2 rRNA genes are annotated in these 3,196 nt (G+C 51.6%); both read left to right on the top strand.

Annotated elements, in window-relative coordinates:
- The first annotated feature begins 69 nt into the window (after positions 1-69).
- A 23S ribosomal RNA gene (locus tag E3W21_RS07070) occupies positions 70-2,961 on the top strand.
- Between the two features lie 173 nt (positions 2,962-3,134).
- Positions 3,135-3,196 (top strand): 5S ribosomal RNA (rrf, locus tag E3W21_RS07065); the annotation flags it as partial.

The following is a 3,196-nucleotide window of genomic DNA, read 5'->3' as shown; positions in this document are numbered from 1 at the left end:
TTATGAGCAAGAATCGAATTTTCGGCGAATGTCGTCTTCACAGTATAACCAGATTGCTTGGGGTTATATGGTCAAGTGAAGAAGCGCATACGGTGGATGCCTTGGCAGTCAGAGGCGATGAAAGACGTGGTAGCCTGCGAAAAGCTTCGGGGAGTCGGCAAACAGACTTTGATCCGGAGATGTCTGAATGGGGGAACCCAGCCATCATAAGATGGTTATCTTAAGCTGAATACATAGGCTTAAGAGGCGAACCAGGGGAACTGAAACATCTAAGTACCCTGAGGAAAAGAAATCAACCGAGATTCCCTTAGTAGTGGCGAGCGAACGGGGACTAGCCCTTAAGTGGCTTTGAGATTAGCGGAACGCTCTGGAAAGTGCGGCCATAGTGGGTGATAGCCCTGTACGCGAAAATCTCTTAGTCATGAAATCGAGTAGGACGGAGCACGAGAAACTTTGTCTGAATATGGGGGGACCATCCTCCAAGGCTAAATACTACTGACTGACCGATAGTGAACTAGTACCGTGAGGGAAAGGCGAAAAGAACCCCGGAGAGGGGAGTGAAATAGATCCTGAAACCGTATGCGTACAAGCAGTGGGAGCCCACTTTGTTGGGTGACTGCGTACCTTTTGTATAATGGGTCAGCGACTTATTTTCAGTGGCGAGCTTAACCGAATAGGGGAGGCGTAGCGAAAGCGAGTCTTAATAGGGCGTCTAGTCGCTGGGAATAGACCCGAAACCGGGCGATCTATCCATGGGCAGGTTGAAGGTTGGGTAACACTAACTGGAGGACCGAACCGACTACCGTTGAAAAGTTAGCGGATGACCTGTGGATCGGAGTGAAAGGCTAATCAAGCTCGGAGATAGCTGGTTCTCCTCGAAAGCTATTTAGGTAGCGCCTCATGTATCACTGTAGGGGGTAGAGCACTGTTTCGGCTAGGGGGTCATCCCGACTTACCAAACCGATGCAAACTCCGAATACCTACAAGTGCCGAGCATGGGAGACACACGGCGGGTGCTAACGTCCGTCGTGAAAAGGGAAACAACCCAGACCGTCAGCTAAGGTCCCAAAGTTATGGTTAAGTGGGAAACGATGTGGGAAGGCTTAGACAGCTAGGAGGTTGGCTTAGAAGCAGCCACCCTTTAAAGAAAGCGTAATAGCTCACTAGTCGAGTCGGCCTGCGCGGAAGATGTAACGGGGCTCAAACCATACACCGAAGCTACGGGTATCACTTAGGTGATGCGGTAGAGGAGCGTTCTGTAAGCCTGTGAAGGTGAGTTGAGAAGCTTGCTGGAGGTATCAGAAGTGCGAATGCTGACATGAGTAACGACAATGGGTGTGAAAAACACCCACGCCGAAAGACCAAGGTTTCCTGCGCAACGTTAATCGACGCAGGGTTAGTCGGTCCCTAAGGCGAGGCTGAAAAGCGTAGTCGATGGAAAACAGGTTAATATTCCTGTACTTCTGGTTATTGCGATGGAGGGACGGAGAAGGCTAGGCCAGCTTGGCGTTGGTTGTCCAAGTTTAAGGTGGTAGGCTGGAATCTTAGGTAAATCCGGGATTCTAAGGCCGAGAGCTGATGACGAGTTACCCTTTGGGTGACGAAGTGGTTGATGCCATGCTTCCAAGAAAAGCTTCTAAGCTTCAGGTAACCAGGAACCGTACCCCAAACCGACACAGGTGGTTGGGTAGAGAATACCAAGGCGCTTGAGAGAACTCGGGTGAAGGAACTAGGCAAAATGGCACCGTAACTTCGGGAGAAGGTGCGCCGGTGAGGGTGAAGCATTTACTGCGTAAGCCCATGCCGGTCGAAGATACCAGGCCGCTGCGACTGTTTATTAAAAACACAGCACTCTGCAAACACGAAAGTGGACGTATAGGGTGTGACGCCTGCCCGGTGCCGGAAGGTTAATTGATGGGGTTAGCTAACGCGAAGCTCTTGATCGAAGCCCCGGTAAACGGCGGCCGTAACTATAACGGTCCTAAGGTAGCGAAATTCCTTGTCGGGTAAGTTCCGACCTGCACGAATGGCGTAACGATGGCGGCGCTGTCTCCACCCGAGACTCAGTGAAATTGAAATCGCTGTGAAGATGCAGTGTATCCGCGGCTAGACGGAAAGACCCCGTGAACCTTTACTATAGCTTTGCACTGGACTTTGAATTTGCTTGTGTAGGATAGGTGGGAGGCTTTGAAGCGTGGACGCCAGTTCGCGTGGAGCCAACCTTGAAATACCACCCTGGCAACTTTGAGGTTCTAACTCAGGTCCGTTATCCGGATCGAGGACAGTGTATGGTGGGTAGTTTGACTGGGGCGGTCTCCTCCTAAAGAGTAACGGAGGAGTACGAAGGTGCGCTCAGACCGGTCGGAAATCGGTCGTAGAGTATAAAGGCAAAAGCGCGCTTGACTGCGAGACAGACACGTCGAGCAGGTACGAAAGTAGGTCTTAGTGATCCGGTGGTTCTGTATGGAAGGGCCATCGCTCAACGGATAAAAGGTACTCCGGGGATAACAGGCTGATACCGCCCAAGAGTTCATATCGACGGCGGTGTTTGGCACCTCGATGTCGGCTCATCACATCCTGGGGCTGAAGCCGGTCCCAAGGGTATGGCTGTTCGCCATTTAAAGTGGTACGCGAGCTGGGTTTAGAACGTCGTGAGACAGTTCGGTCCCTATCTGCCGTGGACGTTTGAGATTTGAGAGGGGCTGCTCCTAGTACGAGAGGACCGGAGTGGACGAACCTCTGGTGTTCCGGTTGTCACGCCAGTGGCATTGCCGGGTAGCTATGTTCGGAATAGATAACCGCTGAAAGCATCTAAGCGGGAAACTAGCCTCAAGATGAGATCTCACTGGGACCTTGAGTCCCCTGAAGGGCCGTCGAAGACTACGACGTTGATAGGTTGGGTGTGTAAGCGCTGTGAGGCGTTGAGCTAACCAATACTAATTGCCCGTGAGGCTTGACCATATAACACCCAAGCAATTTGCATGCTTCGAGCTAAAAAGCGAAAGAGCACCAGATTGCGGTGTGTGAAGACGAAACGAACCGAAAGTTCGAGATACTCACAAAACACCCAACTATCGCATACCCATTCGCTGGAGCGTGAACCTGAAAAGGCCCACGACCTGGCTACCGAATTTCTTGACGACCATAGAGCATTGGAACCACCTGATCCCATCCCGAACTCAGCAGTGAAACGATG

The organism is Pseudomonas sp. F01002 (assembly GCF_004402115.1).
Lineage (GTDB): Bacteria > Pseudomonadota > Gammaproteobacteria > Pseudomonadales > Pseudomonadaceae > Aquipseudomonas > Aquipseudomonas frigoris.
Note: the sequence above shows the minus strand (reverse complement) of the source record. Positions and strands in the feature narration are given on the sequence as shown.